At 45.4% G+C, this 15,324-nt stretch carries 14 protein-coding genes; 12 read left to right on the forward strand and 2 right to left on the reverse strand.

Going from position 1 to position 15,324, the window contains the following annotated elements:
- The first annotated feature begins 127 nt into the window (after positions 1-127).
- Complete coding sequence (gene rfbA / locus AC3WVG_RS09730; protein ID WP_488797934.1) at positions 128-994, forward strand: glucose-1-phosphate thymidylyltransferase RfbA; 867 nt, start codon at positions 128-130, stop codon at positions 992-994.
- Between the two features lie 74 nt (positions 995-1,068).
- Here the strand turns inward: rfbA and AC3WVG_RS09735 are convergent, their stop codons facing one another.
- Positions 1,069-1,776, reverse strand: a complete 708-nt coding sequence (locus AC3WVG_RS09735) for a molybdopterin-guanine dinucleotide biosynthesis protein MobB (protein ID WP_488797935.1) — start codon at positions 1,774-1,776, stop codon at positions 1,069-1,071.
- A gap of 238 nt (positions 1,777-2,014) precedes the next feature.
- Between AC3WVG_RS09735 and hisS the strand changes: the two genes are divergently transcribed.
- The 11 genes from hisS (at position 2,015) to AC3WVG_RS09790 (ending at position 13,823) form a co-directional block, all read left to right on the forward strand.
- Entirely contained in the window at positions 2,015-3,268 is a 1,254-nt protein-coding gene (hisS, locus tag AC3WVG_RS09740; protein ID WP_488797936.1) for a histidine--tRNA ligase, read from the forward strand.
- A 659-nt stretch (positions 3,269-3,927) separates the two neighbouring features.
- Positions 3,928-5,742 carry an aspartate--tRNA ligase gene (gene aspS / locus AC3WVG_RS09745; RefSeq protein WP_488797937.1) on the forward strand — a complete coding sequence of 605 codons (1,815 nt, stop codon included), beginning with the start codon at positions 3,928-3,930 and terminating at the stop codon, positions 5,740-5,742.
- Between the two features lie 60 nt (positions 5,743-5,802).
- Positions 5,803-6,315 (forward strand): peptide deformylase, encoded by a 513-nt coding sequence (gene def, locus AC3WVG_RS09750; RefSeq protein ID WP_488797938.1) that lies wholly within the window; start codon positions 5,803-5,805, stop codon positions 6,313-6,315.
- A complete protein-coding gene (fmt, locus tag AC3WVG_RS09755) occupies positions 6,288-7,253 on the forward strand; it encodes a methionyl-tRNA formyltransferase (RefSeq protein WP_488797939.1) in 966 nt (321 codons plus the stop codon). The genes def and fmt overlap by 28 nt, the downstream gene beginning before the upstream one ends.
- Before the next feature lie 9 nt (positions 7,254-7,262).
- A complete protein-coding gene (locus AC3WVG_RS09760) occupies positions 7,263-8,144 on the forward strand; it encodes a branched-chain amino acid ABC transporter permease (RefSeq protein WP_252381526.1) in 882 nt (293 codons plus the stop codon).
- Between the two features lie 150 nt (positions 8,145-8,294).
- Positions 8,295-9,239 (forward strand): branched-chain amino acid ABC transporter permease, encoded by a 945-nt coding sequence (locus AC3WVG_RS09765; RefSeq protein WP_488797940.1) that lies wholly within the window; start codon positions 8,295-8,297, stop codon positions 9,237-9,239.
- Positions 9,240-9,255: 16 nt separating this feature from the next.
- On the forward strand, positions 9,256-10,047 hold the full coding sequence (locus AC3WVG_RS09770) for an ABC transporter ATP-binding protein (RefSeq protein WP_488797941.1): 792 nt from the start codon (positions 9,256-9,258) through the stop codon (positions 10,045-10,047).
- 25 nt (positions 10,048-10,072) lie between these two features.
- Positions 10,073-10,441, forward strand: a complete 369-nt coding sequence (locus AC3WVG_RS09775) for a four helix bundle protein (protein ID WP_488797942.1) — start codon at positions 10,073-10,075, stop codon at positions 10,439-10,441.
- Between the two features lie 96 nt (positions 10,442-10,537).
- Positions 10,538-11,266 carry an ABC transporter ATP-binding protein gene (locus AC3WVG_RS09780; RefSeq protein WP_488797943.1) on the forward strand — a complete coding sequence of 243 codons (729 nt, stop codon included), beginning with the start codon at positions 10,538-10,540 and terminating at the stop codon, positions 11,264-11,266.
- A 21-nt stretch (positions 11,267-11,287) separates the two neighbouring features.
- A complete protein-coding gene (locus AC3WVG_RS09785; RefSeq protein ID WP_488797944.1) occupies positions 11,288-12,346 on the forward strand; it encodes a GGDEF domain-containing protein in 1,059 nt (352 codons plus the stop codon).
- Positions 12,347-12,524: 178 nt separating this feature from the next.
- On the forward strand, positions 12,525-13,823 hold the full coding sequence (locus tag AC3WVG_RS09790) for a phenylacetate--CoA ligase family protein (RefSeq protein ID WP_488797945.1): 1,299 nt from the start codon (positions 12,525-12,527) through the stop codon (positions 13,821-13,823).
- 460 nt (positions 13,824-14,283) lie between these two features.
- Here AC3WVG_RS09790 and AC3WVG_RS09795 read toward each other — a convergent pair whose 3' ends face one another.
- Entirely contained in the window at positions 14,284-14,586 is a 303-nt protein-coding gene (locus AC3WVG_RS09795) for an IscA/HesB family protein (protein ID WP_488797946.1), read from the reverse strand.
- Positions 14,587-15,324: the final 738 nt, after the last annotated feature.

Genomic DNA, 15,324 nt, shown 5'->3' on the forward strand with positions numbered 1-15,324 from the left:
TCAAGATGGCTTACCCAGCCCTTTGCAAGGCTTTCAAGAAACCAGGATTTCTAATTCGGTGGTCAAAATGGGGTTTGGTCACAGAGTCCTTTACCTATTACGTTTTTAAATAAGGAGGCAAATTTAAGTGAAGGGTATAATTTTGGCTGGCGGTTCTGGAACCAGGCTTTATCCTTTGACCGTGGCGGTAAGCAAACAGCTTTTGCCTGTGTATGATAAACCCATGATTTACTATCCCCTGTCGGTTTTGATGCTGGCTGGGATCAGAGAGATTATGCTCATCTCGACTCCGCAGGATCTGCCCAGGTTTAAGCAGCTTCTTGGTGATGGTCAGGAACTGGGAATAAAACTAGCCTATAAAGAGCAACCAAGGCCAGATGGATTGGCCCAGGCCTTTATTTTGGGTGAGGAATTTATTGGCCGGGAAAATGTTTGTCTGGTCCTTGGTGATAACATCCTTTATGGGGAGGGATTATCAAGAGTCCTAAATCGATGTGTTCAGCTGGAACGGGGAGGTATTATCTTTGGCTATCCTGTTAAGGATCCTGAGAGGTACGGGGTGGTCGAGTTTGATAGCCAGGGTAAGGTGATTGGTATTGAAGAAAAGCCTGAGAAGCCCAAGTCAAAATATGCTGTACCGGGGATTTATTTTTATGATAATCAGGTTATTGAAATTGCCAAAAGTCTAAAACCTTCACCCCGAGGCGAGCTGGAAATAACCGATGTCAACCTAGCCTATTTAAACAAGGGAGAGTTGCAGGTTGAACTTTTGGGTCGCGGGTATGCCTGGCTGGATGCAGGGACTCATGAATCTCTACACCAGGCCAGCAGCTTTATTCAGGCCATCCAGCAGAGGCAGGGATTTAAGATTGGATGCGTGGAGGAGATCGCCTATCGCAAAGGGTACATAGAAAAGGACCAATTACTTGAGCTGGCGAGAAGATACGACAAAAATGAATATGGCAAGTATTTGGCAGAGATTGTTGAAGAGTAGAATATAGAAGTTGGGAAGATGGGATGTGACCACTAATCCCATCCTCCCATATACTCATATTCACATTCACCCATTCACCCATCTATTTCTATTTTTATTTTCCCGGGAGCATATCCTTTGAGTTCAGAGAGCATACCCAGAATAGATTTGGCTATGATTCTTTCAACAAACGTATTTAAGGCCAGTTTATGACCATTGACAGTAATGGACATTTTTTGGGTATTTTGGGCTGAACACTCCTTTGGGCTGGCTTGCCCCTGAACAATTTCCCTGGCCAGATGCAAGCAGTCAGGCCTGTTACAAGATCCACAATCTATACCTGCCAAGGCAAAACCCTTGTTTAGGACAAGATCAGCAAGTTCGGCAATGGAGTTTATCCTGGGTAGACAAGGTACTTCAATTTCACCCCATGTGGCCAAGGCCAGACCATTATCCATTTCCCTGGCTTCTTGTTCGGATTTTAAGACCAGGATGCGTGGCAGCCAGGTTAGACTTTTGCCTCCTTCAACTAGTAAGATGTCAGCTGAAACCAGTGGCAAGAGATCTAGCAGGTATTTTTTTTCTGGCCAGAATATGGCCGCTTCATTCTGGGTGAGACCTATAACAGGTGCAGCAACCTGGGCAATTTTTTTGGTGTCGGTGTCGTTTTTGTCCAGGCCATGATGGGAGAATTTAGCTGCAGCAACTTTAATCCCGCGGGATTTAAGGTGCTCGGCTAATTGGGTGATTAAAGTGGTTTTTCCTGATTTTTTGAATCCGACAATAGATATTGCTTTGAGCATGTTTTCTCCTGGTTTCACTTTGAGTTTTAAAGGTTAAATTTTAAAATGGGTTGTTGAAAATTGCTACAATATTAGGTGTGGCCACAGACTTTTAAGATAAACACATAAAAGTTAATCGGGGCAACAATTTTTTGACAAGGAAAACCTCTTGAACTAACAGCAAAAAATTCATTGGCGGAAGTGTCTTAGGTATTAACTCAATGTTAATAAAGAAATTTTTTTAACAGAAAAAATTATCATGTCAAAAATCAATAAAATTAAAGGGTTTTGTGATCTTTTCCCTCCGGAAAGTAACGTATTTGTGTTCATGGAGGAAAAGGCCAGGCAGGTTTTTTCTCGTTATGGGTGCAAAGAAATCAGAATTCCCATTTTAGAAAAGACCGAGCTTTTTGCCAGATCTATTGGAGATGAGACAGATATCGTGCAAAAGGAGATGTATACCTTTTTAGACCGCAAAGGGCGAAGTCTAACTCTAAGGCCGGAGGCTACCGCCGGTGTTTTGCGGGCATATATTGAAAATCAGCTTCATTCCAGGGAGCGGGTGAGCAAATTGTTTACTTTTGGGCCTATGTTTCGATATGAGAGGCCACAAAAGGGACGTATGCGGCAATTCCACCAGATCAATGTTGAGGTACTTGGCCCGCAGGCACCGCAGGCTGATGCGGAACTTCTTATTATGCTCTGGGCATATCTGGAAAGCTTGGGCTTAACTCGTTTGGACATTGAGATTAACTCCTTGGGTTGTGCAGTTTGCAGGCCTGGCTTTCATAAAAATTTAGTCAACTTTTTGCAGAATCTGGAACAAGATAGCTTATGCCCTGATTGTCAGCGCAGGTCAAAGGTCAATCCTTTGCGTGTCCTGGACTGCAAGGTGGCTCGCTGCAAGTCCCTGGTACAAGAGGCCCCCAAGATCTCTGAGCATTTGTGTTCTGATTGCGCAAGCCATTTTGAGACCGTGCTCTCTATTTTAGACCAGGCTGGTCTTTCTTATCATTTCAATCCTTTTTTGGTTCGGGGGCTTGATTACTATCAGAGAACAACATTTGAAGTGGTGTCTTCCGCAATTGGCGCCCAGACCGCAGTGGCAGGTGGTGGTCGCTATGATGGTTTATGCAAAGCATTGGGTGGCCCGGATGTGCCAGGCTTGGGGTTTGCCTGCGGAATGGAGAGGCTTGCCCTGCTGCTTACGGATATAAAAGAACAAAAATTGGATTTTTATCTGGCGGTTTTACATGAGCAGGCCTTGAATAAAGCACTTATTCTGGCCAAAAGACTGAGAGATGCTGGCTATTCAGGTGAAGTGAGCTTTGAGGTCAAGAGTGTCAAGAGCCAGTTGCGTCTGGCCAACAAACTAGGTGTAAAAACCTGTCTGCTTTTGGGGGTTGACGAGATAGAAAGAGGAGAGATTGTGGTTAAGGACATGCAGACTGGGGTGCAGCAGGCTGTCAGCCAGGACGATCTGGAGCAGGCGCTGGGGTTGAATCTACATTAAATTCAACTTTTAGACCTGAATCAGTGAAAGTGGGTAAATTTTGTTTATTGACAATTAGCAATAATGATGCGCCTGCAAAAAGTCCCTTTTTGCAGGCAATGTTGAATTTTGAATGATGAATGTTGAATTATTTGAATAGGTTACAAGATAAAGATTTTTGTCAAAACTGTAAAATTTTAATTGTTGCAGTTGCATCTTTATTTATACCTTAGTTGAGCGATTTTCACTCAATGGGTGAGATTGCCACGGACAGCTTCGCTGCCCTTGCAATGACAATCTCGCTCCTGTCATTGCGAGGGGAACAAAGTGTGGCGAAGTAATCTCAAGGTTTGAACTGCAAAAAAATAGCTCAATTTAAACTATAGATAGTGGGGGTTTGGCCACAGACTCTTAAGCAAATTTTGGGGCTAACGATTTAAAAAGATTTTAATTAAGGCTGTCTAACTCGGTCAGGCAGTTTTCGCTGTTTTCCAAAAGCCCCGGATTGTTACAGGAATCGTTGTTGAGTTAATTTGCACGGATCTATGCGAATACCTTAACACATCATTCTGAACGGAGCATGGCAGAGTGAAGAATCTCAAAGGCTATGGAGCAGGGAGACGTGTAAACATGCCAAGTGCAACCAATTTATTTAATTTTTTGATATAGTGGAGAGAATAATGGAAGAGAGAAAACTCAATATGCCGCTAAGTAATCTTGACGGATGGAAGAGGACGCATAATTGCAACGAGCTGGGCTTAAGTAACGTGGGGCAGGAAGTATGTCTCATGGGTTGGGTTCAATATCGCCGGGATCACGGGGGATTGATTTTTATAGATTTGCGCGACCTTCAGGGGTTGACCCAGATAGTTTTTGCCCCGGAAGTAAATAAACAGGCCCTTGAAGAGGCCCATGTTTTGCGCACGGAATACGTGCTGGCCATTAAAGGAACAGTACGCAAAAGACCTGAAGATATGGTCAACCCAAACCTTGTCACCGGCGAGATTGAGGTGGCGGTTAACGAATTTAAGCTGCTAAATACTTCCAAAACCCCTCCTTTCCTCATTGAAGACCGAGTGGATGTATCTGAGAACCTACGTCTCAAATACCGTTATCTTGATTTGAGACGGCCAAAATTGGCCAAAAATATTATCTTGCGAAGCAAGGCTGCACAGAGTGTGCGCAACTTTCTGAATGAATCGGGTTTTTTGGAAATCGAGACGCCGGTACTTACCAAGAGCACTCCGGAAGGGGCCAGAGATTTCTTGGTTCCCAGCAGAGTCAATCAGGGTAAGTTTTATGCCCTGCCCCAATCTCCACAGTTGTTTAAGCAGCTTCTGATGTGCGCAGGGTTTGATCGGTACTATCAGATTGTAAAATGTTTTCGCGATGAAGATTTGCGCGCTGACCGCCAGCCTGAGTTTACCCAAATAGATATTGAGATGTCTTTTGTTGAAGAAGATGACGTTATGGCCATGGCCGAAGGGCTCATGGCCCGCCTATTTAAAGATACTCTGGGCATTGACTTGGAGACTCCCTTTCCACGAATGAGCTACGCCCAGGCCATAGCCGATTACGGCCTGGACAAGCCTGACCTGCGTTTTGGGTTGACCCTAAAAGATGTGACCGACATTGTACGTGGTTCAGAGTTTCGATTGTTTGCCCGGGCCGAGCTGGTCAAGGCCCTCTCGGTACCGGAAGGGGCCGTGCTCTCGCGCAAGGAGATTGATGACTTAACTGATTTTGTGCGTATTTACGGAGCGCAGGGTCTGGCCTGGATAAAGATCAAGGAAGATACCTGGCAGTCACCCATTGCCAAATTTTTAAGCCAGGAAGAAAGAGACGGTTTAACCAGGGCCTTGGATTTAAAACCTGGAGACATAGTTTTCTTCCAGGCAGGGCCGAAGGAGATGGTTAATACTGCTCTTGGTTATTTACGTTTAAAATTGGGAGAGAGGTTTGGACTTATTCCGGAGGACACCTTCAGCTTTGTCTGGATAACAGATTTTCCTTTGCTCGAGTGGGATGAGGATGAAAAAAGATGGGTTGCCAGGCACCATCCCTTTACTTCCCCGCAGCCAGGACATCTGGATAAGTTAAAACAAGACCCGGCAAATGCTTTGGCCAGGGCCTATGACCTGGTTTTAAACGGCAATGAAATAGGTGGCGGGTCAATTCGTATTCATTCGCAGGAAATGCAGCGGGAAATGTTCAATGCCCTTGGTATTGATAAAGAGGAGGCAGAAGAAAAATTTGGTTTTCTCTTAAATGCACTGGAATACGGCGCCCCTCCTCATGGAGGTATTGCCTTTGGCCTTGACCGGATTATTATGTTGCTATGCAAGGCCAAGTCTATACGCGATGTCATTGCCTTCCCCAAAACCCAGAAGGCCACATGCTTGCTGACAGATGCACCCTCTCGGGTGACCAGTAGACAGCTCAGAGAGCTGAGCATAAGGCTTAGAGAGAAAGAGGCTGGGAAGATGGGAAGCTAGGAGATAAGAAATTAGCAAGTGAAGTTAGAAAATTTGGATAAGTTGAAATAAGGTGAGTTAATGTCCAGAAAGATTATTCATTATCCCAATGAAATCTTGGCCAGAAAGGCAGCTCCCATCACTGAAATTACAAACGAGATCAAAGAGCTGGCCAAGGAAATGAGCGAGATTATGTATGATAATGAAGGCATTGGCCTGGCAGCACCGCAGGTGGGAGAAAGTATTCGCTTGATTACAGTGGATCTTAGCGGGCCGGAAAAAAGAGAAGATTTGCAAGTGTTTATAAACCCAGAAATTATTGCCCGGGAAGGAGAAATTGAGACAGAAGAAGGTTGTTTGAGTGTTATTGGTTATCGGGCCAAAGTAAAAAGGGCGGCTAAAATAAAGTTCAAGGCCTTGGATCTTGAAGGGAAAGAAGTGGAGTTTGATGCCGAAGATCTGTATGCTGTGTGCCTGCAACATGAGGTAGACCATCTTGATGGCATTTTATTTATTGATCATATCAGCAGGCTGAAGCGAAATTTGTATGAAAAAAGGTTAAAAAAATGGCTGCGCAAGAGAAAAAACGTTTAGTGTTTATGGGCACGCCGGAGTTTGCGGCCATCATTTTGAATTATGTTCTTGACTGGCCAGGGGGAGAGGTGGTTGCAGTGTATACTCAGCCAGACCGCCCCTGTGGACGGGGCCAGAAGTGCAAGGCTTCGCCAGTTAAGGAAATGGCCATGCAAAAGGGACTGCCAGTATTTCAGCCGAAGAATTTTAAGCAGGAAGATGACGTCCTGGCACTAAAGGCATTGGCCCCGGATTTTTTGCTTGTGGCTGCTTATGGACTGATTTTGCCAAAACAGGTTTTAGATACAGCCAGGTTTGGAGCAGTTAATGTCCATGCTTCGCTTTTACCCAAATATCGCGGGGCAGCCCCCATCCAGCGGGCTATTATGGCTGGGGAGTCAGCAACAGGGATTACCATCATGCTAATGGATGAAGGTATGGATACCGGCCCTATTCTTTTGCAGCGGGCCATGGCCATTGGCATCGAGGATACGGCCAAGAGCTTGCACGATGACCTCGCCCATTTAGGTGGCAGACTTCTTGTAGAGGCCCTTGAAAAGATGGTGCAGAACAAGTTGGTACCTATTCCTCAACCGGATGAGTTGGCTACTTACGCCCCCAAATTAAAAAAAGAAGAAGGGCTTATTGATTGGAATCGGCCCTGCTTGCAGGTGCACAATCAAATAAGAGCACTTTATCCCTGGCCCGGAGCTTATTTAGACTGGGCCCGCCCTAATCAGAAAAAAATAAGACTTCACGTCTATCCCGGTAAGATTGGTCCGGACCTGACAGAAAAGGTTCCTCCCGGGACTATTCTCGGAGTAGAGGATAACCATATAGCCATTGCCTGTGCGGATAAAATCTACCTCACCCCGAAAGTAAAACCAGAAAATAGTAAGGCCTTGGATGGCCAAAGCTTTTATTGTGGATATTTGAGCAAGGCTTGTTCTAACAAGTGAGACAGAAAGATGGTGTTGTCAGATTATATCCAACTTTTAATATCGGGTCTAACCGTGGGCAGCACCTACGGCCTTACTGCCCTTGGTTTTACTATTATCTTCAACACCACCGGTATAATCAATTTTGCCCAGGGTGAGTTTGTCATGCTTGGTGGCATGCTTAGTGTATTTTTGCTCAAAATTTTAAACCTGGGTCTGGTACCGGCTGTGCTTCTGGCCGTGATTATTACCACTTGCGTTGGGGCGTTAATTGAGCGTTTTACCATACGCCCGGTGCAAAACAGCTCGACTATAAATCTAATCATTATAACTATTGGCATTTCGATTTTTATCCGGGGCGTGGCCATGCTTTTATGGGGCAAGGATACCTTTGCCCTACCCTCCTTTAGCGGCGACAGTCCCATATCATTTTTTGGGGCCTCCATGCATCCGCAAAGCATTTGGATTTTGAGCATAACGCTACTTTTGCTATGCGCACTGAAGTTCTTTTTTACCAGGACCATATATGGCAAAGGGATGCTCGCCTGCTCTTATGAACAGAAGGCTGCCTACCTGGTAGGCATCAATGTCCAGCGTATGGTTCTGCTTTCCTTTATGATTTCTGCCCTGGTCGGGGCTATTGGTGGTTCAATCTTGGCCCCCCTGACCATGACCAGCTTTGACGTGGGGATTTTGCTCGGCCTTAAAGGTTTTGCCGCCTGCATTCTCGGAGGATTGGGTAATCCTTTTGGTGCTGCTGCTGGCGGACTCATCCTGGGTGTGCTGGAATCTTTTGGCGCGGGCATTATTTCCTCTGGATACAAAGACGCAATTACTTTTATTGTCTTGCTCGTGCTCCTGTTTGTGAAGCCCTCCGGTCTGTTTGGTCAGGCAGAAGTGGAGAGAGTCTAGTTTGGTTTATGGTTGAGTAGTTGAGTGGGACGGGAGATAAAGAATAGCTAGAAGTGCGAGACGGGCTAAAATCTGATTGTTTATTAACCCTTACACTTTAATAAAAGCTTGCAGTAAAAAAGTGATTTTGAACTATAAGTGGCAAAGCGCATGAACGGTTTTAAAAGAGACTTATTGACGATAACCTTTTTCTTAGTAGGGATGGTCGCTTTACCCTGGTGTTTGACCAATGAGTATTATGTAAATGTGCTTATCATTTCAGGGTTAAATGCCATTGTAGCGGTCGGTCTGAACCTGCTCCTTGGCTTTGCCGGACAGATATCCCTTGGGCATGCGGCTTTTTACGGACTGGCTGCATACACCACATCCATTTTAACCACGACCTACAACCTGCCCATCATTGTTGGCCTTTTGGCCGGTATTTTACTTGTGGGTCTAGTTGCCTACCTGATTGGGATCCCTACCCTTAAATTGTCCGGCCATTATCTAGCCATGGCCACCCTGGGTTTTGGAATTATCGTCTATATCGTTTTCAACGAAACCATCGAGTTGACCGGAGGTCCGAGCGGTTTTGTGGGCATACCAAGGCTCAGTCTCTTTGGCTATTCCTTTGATTCAGACCTGTCATATTATTACCTGGTTATATTTGTGCTGGCAATTGTCCTTATGTTTTCTCTCAATCTAATCAGGTCCAGAATCGGGAGGGCTCTGCGTGCCATTCATACCAGCGAAAAGGCAGCCCAGATTTCAGGTATTGATATTGCCCGGTACAAGTTATTTATTTTTGTCCTTTCAGCTATTCTGGCTGCCGTAGCCGGAGTCCTTTATGCCCACTACCTGGAATTCATTGCCCCCTCCTCCTTTGGTTTTAATCATTCCGTACTCTTGGTTACCATGGTCGTCCTTGGTGGCATGACCAATGTCTGGGGAGCAGTTGCAGGAGCATTTTTCCTGACCATGTTGCCGGAGTTTTTGCGGGTTTTTGAGAATATAGAATTTCTCCTTTATGGTTTTATTTTGATTGTTTGTATGATGTTTTTGCCTGAAGGCATAGTTGGAGGAATTCAGAAGTTAGTTGGGAAGCTAGGGAGATAGAAAGTTAGGAAGAACAGTGAGAAAGCCGGAAACTCATGATTCGATCCTAGATTGCCGGGAAGTAATGGTGCGCTTTGGGGGCGTTGTAGCCTTGAACAAGGTCAATTTTTCAGTGCCCGCCAAGAGTATCACCAGCATTATCGGCCCGAACGGCGCGGGCAAGACCACGCTGATTAATGCCATTACCGGGTTTGTGTCTTGCTCGGGTGGTTCTATTTATTTTAATGGCCAGGACATAAGCGCCATGCCTTCTCATGAACGTGCCCGGGCTGGGGTTGTCCGCACTTTCCAGAACCTGGAAATATTTTCAAATATGACAGTCCTGGAAAATGTCATGAGTGGCAGGCATAGGCTGGTAGATTATTCTTTTTTTGATTGTTTGCTTAAAACACCGCGCTACTGGGCCGAGGAAAAAAAATGCAGACAAAAGGCCGAGGAGCTACTTGATTTTGTAGGCTTGCCGGATAAGTGGGATGTGTTGGCAGCAGAGCTTCCTTTTGGCAGCCAGCGGCTGTTGGAACTGGCCAGGGCCTTGGCATCTGAGCCTCATCTCCTCTTGCTTGACGAACCAGCAGCGGGTTTAAATATACGTGAAACCAGAAGTCTGGCGCAACTAATCCAAAAAATTCGCGACCAATTGGGCATTACCGTAGCCCTGGTGGAACACGACATGGATCTGGTGATGAGCATAAGCGACCAGGTTACGGTTTTAAGTTTTGGTCAGGTACTGGCTACGGGGACTCCTTTGGAGGTCCAAAAAAATCCAGAGGTCATTGCCGCTTATCTTGGGGAAGGAGAGGAGGGGTGAATGTGTTATATGTGTGGATGGGTGAATGAGGACGCATAAAGATTTGAAGATTTGGCAGGAAGGGCTGGAGACGGTCTCGCATGTTTACGCTCTAACGAAGACTTTCCCGGAATTTGAAAAATATGGTCTTGCTTCGCAAATGCAGCGGTGCACTATTTCTATACCAAGTAATATAGCAGAAGGAGCGGCAAGAAACAGTAGAAAGGAGTTTGTAAAATTTCTTTATATAAGTTTGGGTTCTTTAGCAGAATTAGAAACACAGTTAATAATAGCTAATAAGTTGGAATATATTGACGATAATCGTTTAGAGACTTTCAATAAAGACATTGAATTGTTACGCAAAAAATTGTTAAACTTTATTAAATATCAGCGAAGGAAAATAGATGCTCAATAACCCATATACCCGTATACTCATTAGCTCATATTCCCATTCACCCATACACCCATATCCCCGTACACCCATTAACCCATCAACCCATCGACCCGGAAAATGCTTACCATTAAAAATATAGACGTTTATTACGGCAAGATTCATGCTGTGCGCAGGGCCTCCTTGCATGTGCGCAAAGGCGAAATCGTTGCCTTGATCGGCGGTAACGGTGCAGGCAAAACCACCCTACTCTCAACTGTTTCAGGATTAATCAGACCGGCATCAGGAACCATCACCTTTGATGGGATGGAAATAACCCGGGACAAGGCAGACAAGATCGTGAGAGCCGGCATCTCTCATGTGCCTGAAGGAAGGTTGGTTTTTAAGCCCTTATCAGTGGAGGATAATCTCCTTCTTGGCTCTTTTCACCGTTTTAGACATAAGATTAAGCGGGAAATTGCCAAGGACATGGAATCCATCTACTCTATGTTTCCGGTGTTAAAGGAACGCAAAAAACAGCCTGCAGGTACCCTGTCCGGAGGTGAACAGCAAATGTTGGCTATAGGACGGGCTCTTATGGCCAGGCCAAAGGTGCTTCTTCTGGATGAGCCCAGTATGGGGCTGGCCCCGAATATTACTCAGGAAATATTCAAGCATATCGTGATGCTTCGCGATAAGTTCGGCCTTACGGTTCTCCTGGTGGAGCAAAACGCTAGAAGCGCGTTAAAAATAGCTGATCGGGGTTATGTTCTGGAAACTGGGCGTATTGTTTTGCAAGGTCCTGCCGAGGAACTGCTCCAGAACAAAGATGTCCAGCGGGCATATTTGGGCAGGGATCTGGACGCCTAAAAATTAAGGACGTGTGCTAAAATGATGAAAGAATCGGTTTCGCCGGAAAAATTTGTTAACAACTTGTCATGTACTGAGCCTATGTGCGTTTCCTTGGACAAGCTTGGTGTACCCAAGGATTCCAAGTGGAGAGGACTGATAATGTACATGCGTAGCATTAAAGAGTATGATTTTCTAACAAATAACCAAAAAAGACAAATCCAACAACTTGTTTTAGAAGTCCTCCAAACAAAAGATTTTTCTGAGCAAAAATTTAGGGAAATAGTTCAGAAACAGGAGAATATACTTAATGCGCCATGCAATAGAAAGTTAGAGGCAGCATTTAAGGCTACAACGGAGTTGATTAAGGAATTCAAGGGGTTACTTTTAAAAAGAAGTGGAGACGTAAAAGATTTAGAAGGAGTTACAGTAGAAACCATTTTAACAGAGGGCGACCCTGATAAGATAATTAGAAAACTAAGAGAAGCATTTCGAGAAGTCATTACCACAATGGAGCAAGATGCGAAAAATCTTGCCCAGTTAAGCAAAACAGATACCTTAACCAAACTAAATAATCGGCGCGCATTTGATGAGTTTATAGATGAGGCCGTAAAAAAAGCTCGTTGTCAGAACAAACCACTATCTTTACTCATTTTAGATATAGATTATTTTAAAGAATTTAACGATAATTATGGACATCGAATTGGAGATCAGGCCTTGGCAGCGGTGGCCACGATAATCAAGCGCTATGTTCAGGAGATAGAGAAAAAAGAAGGCAAGGCCTTTTTTCCTGCCCGGTATGGAGGTGAAGAATTTGTTGTGGTCATGCCAGAAACTGAGTTAAATGAAGCCAGGCAAAAAGCAGAGGATATACGCAAGCTTGTAGAAGCCTATAATTTTGTCATTCGTAATGCAGAGGGCCAGATTATTAAAAAAGGGATAAGAATTACCATCAGTGTAGGCGTGGCAGAACTTCAGCCTCAATGGCAAGGTGCCCTGGTAGATAACTTGGTCGAAGCGGCTGATCAGGCATTGTATGCTGCCAAGGAAAACGGACGCAACCGAGTATATTATTTTACGCCAGATGGGTGTAAGTGTTAAGGAGTGAATGGGTTAATGTGTGGATGTGTGAAAGGGTAAATGAGTGGATGGGGGCAACAGATTCGTGTAAAATCTTGGCCGAAGGCCAGCGGCTCAACAGGCAGCGAAATAAAAGAGGGGTTCAAATAACCTGCCCCACCCCATGATCCTTAACCCTCAAAATCTCCGAGGTTAAAAAATGTACTGGGAACGAGACTACGAGTGCATGGACAGAGAGGAGCTGGAGATACTCCAGCTTGAACGACTGCAATCTACATTAAACAGGGTGCGCAAAAACGTGCCTTTTTATCGAAGCCGTTTTGATGAGCTTGATCTCGATCCCGAAGATATTCGCTCTTTAGATGATCTTAGGCGTTTGCCCTTCACCACCAAAGATGATCTTCGAGCCAACTACCCATATGGCCTTTTTGCCGTTCCTCTACGAGAAGTGGTTCGTTTGCAAGCATCATCCGGTACAACAGGCAAGCCAACTGTGGTTGGCTATTCCAAAAACGATATTCGCCGTTGGTCAAATCTTGTGGCTCGCATCCTTGTTGCCGGTGGCGTAACAAAAGATGACCTGGTGCAAATTGCTTTTGGCTACGGTCTTTTTACCGGTGGTTTTGGATTTCACTATGGAGCCGAGGCAATTGGCGCATCTGTCATACCTGTTTCCAGCGGGGGCACGCGGCGACAGGTGTTTATCATGCAGGATTACAGGACCACGGCCCTGGTCTGCACCCCCAGTTATGCGCTTTATCTGGCCGATACCATGGAAGAGATGGGTATTAATATAAATTCTCTTTCTCTACGTTACGGGCTGTTTGGCGGCGAGACCTGGTCCGAGGCCATGCGCTCTGAAATTCAGGACAGGCTGAAAATTCTGGCCACAGACAATTATGGAATCAGTGAAGTCATGGGCCCGGGCATTGCTGGCGAATGCCAGGAGCAAAACGGGCTACACATAAATGAGGATCACTTTCTGGCCGAGATTATTGATCCTGAAACAGGCCAGCCAGTGGAGCCAGGACAGACCGGGGAACTGGTCCTGACTACCCTGACCAAAGAGGCCTTCCCTATTATTCGCTTTCGAACCGGTGACTTGACCCGGCTTATCACTGCACCCTGCCCCTGCGGCCGCACCTTTTACCGCCTAAGCAAGATCTTAGGTCGCACTGACGACATGATTATTATCAGGGGAGTTAATGTTTTTCCCAGCCAGATCGAACCTATCCTTCTCGAGATTGAAGGGACAAAGCCGCATTACCAGATTGTTGTGGATCGCGAAGATCATCTTGACCGGGCAACATTGCTTGTAGAGGCCAATGAAGCCCTGCTTTCGGACAAGATGCGGGAAACGCAGGAGTTGGTGAGCCGTATTAAAAAACGGTTGGCTTCAGAAGTGGGCGTCACTTTTGAGGTCAAGCTGGTCGAGCCCAAAAGCCTTAAACGCGCTAAAGATAAGCAGAGGCTGGTTCTTGATAAAAGAAGTTTTTAACCGTAGACTCACGCAGACGGACGCAGACCAGAGCAGCCAGTTACTTGCTGGCTGCTCTGGCATTCTGTCTCTGCGGGCCAGGTAAAACATATTGAAGTACGCTTTGAGCCAGTGATTTTAACCAATGGGTGAGATTGCCACGGGCAGCTTCGCTGCCCTCGCAATGACATTCTCGCTCCTGTCATTGCGAGCGAAACAAGAGGAGCGAAGCAATCTCAAACTCTGAACTGCAAAAAAACGCACAATTTAGTTTGAATTATTAAAGCTAACTGCTTAGTAAATTTAGCCATTAAAATTGTTTTCCAGAGTTTTCTTAGGGGAGCTTTATTAGTGTATACCCAGCTCGGGGAGCCAGCAGGAAGCTCTGCGTTTCGGTCTGGCGTACCAACGGGTAGCGGGCGGGAAATTTGTTTCTCCGAGAGAAGTAATGAGAGCCAGAGTATTTCTAAGTATAAAAAAACTAGCCACAAGAAGAGCATGAACTGCAACCACCGGGACTCAGTTTCATGCTTGAAGTTATGAAAAATCCCATCTCGTTAAAATCCACCTTGATAGGGGCAGCTATTTTCATCAAGCTCTTGTCCACCAAGAACTTGAAGCCTTCTACCTCATAAACCTCATCGTTTTCATTTTCTTCATCCAGGCCAAGGGCCAATCGTGGTCCACCGCATCCATTTGCCATATAAACTCTGATGGGTGATACCTCGTGATTGGCAAAATACATGTCCAGTTGTTTTTTTGCAGCATCGCTTAGTTCGAACATATAACCCTCCTACTCCTTAGTTTTTTACGAAAAGAAATTGTTTTTTTGTATTTGTCAAATAGATATTTATTATAAGGTTTAGGATATAGGATAAGTGACTCTTCTTATTAGGAGTTTGGTGCACTTTGGTTAAGTAGTTGAGTAGGGTGGAGATGGATGATATGAAAATGACTTTTGAGACTTTGGAAGCTTGGCCAATGCAGATACAATGTCCTTTTTTAACCGCAGACGCACGCAGACAAGTGCGCCCGGCGACTTGCCGGCCGCACAGCTACTCCCGGCCTTTCAGGCCCGGATGGATATATGAGTTCGGCTCTTTCAGATAGATTAAGGCTATCATCACATCGGGAAAGCTATAGTTACTAAGCTTAAGCACGGCCTGTAAGGCCGTCAGGTTTTTGTTCGGCAAAGTCTGCCGTACAAGATTGTCTGCGTGGGTCTACGGTCACAATATAAGCTTTCATAAATAGCAAGTACAGCTATCGGATACACCCCAGGTTAGGCCCCTAACTTTGGAAGGGAATTTGAAAAATGAAAGTTTCGTTAACGTCATTCTGAGCGAAGCGAAGAATCTAAGGGATAAGCTTGGCGTGTCAAGAGACCCTTCGCTTCGCGCAGGGTGACGTCCAGGTTTCGCTACTAAAAGCGATAAGAGCCGAAATTCAAACTATCCTTCCCGGCCTGAAAGTCAGGGACAAATAGTGCGCTCGGCAAGTCGCTGGTCGCTCTTGTCTGCGT

The organism is Desulfovulcanus sp., from assembly GCF_982781345.1.